The sequence below is a fragment of the Pseudoalteromonas sp. GW168-MNA-CIBAN-0100 genome (genome assembly GCF_040309225.1).
Classification (GTDB): Bacteria; Pseudomonadota; Gammaproteobacteria; order Enterobacterales; family Alteromonadaceae; genus Pseudoalteromonas; species Pseudoalteromonas arctica.
In genome coordinates this window covers 1-237 of sequence record NZ_JBEOOL010001076.1, presented here as the reverse complement: position 1 = coordinate 237, position 237 = coordinate 1, and the positions used below count along the sequence as shown (strand labels likewise).

Genomic DNA, 237 nt, shown 5'->3' with positions numbered 1-237 from the left:
ACACAAGCCAAAGTCTTGCAGCTCCCCTGCTGATTGCACGTCGCTGTGGCTTGATAAAATACGCTCTACTAAGGTGGTGCCAGAGCGCGGCATACCTAAAACAAAAATAGGCTCGTTGCTTGGGTTACCTGAGGCGTTTGGCTCGTTATGCTCAAGGCTTAATTTTTTAATATGTGCAAATAAAGCCGCTGAGCCCTCATTATCAAATGGGCTGTTTTTAAGTTTATCGGCTTTACC

General features: G+C 45.6%; 1 protein-coding gene. It reads right to left on the bottom strand.

The annotated features are described in order from the left end of the window. On the bottom strand, positions 1–237 hold a 237-nt coding region (locus AAEY62_RS24660; protein ID WP_350637123.1), incomplete at both ends, for a sulfotransferase family protein.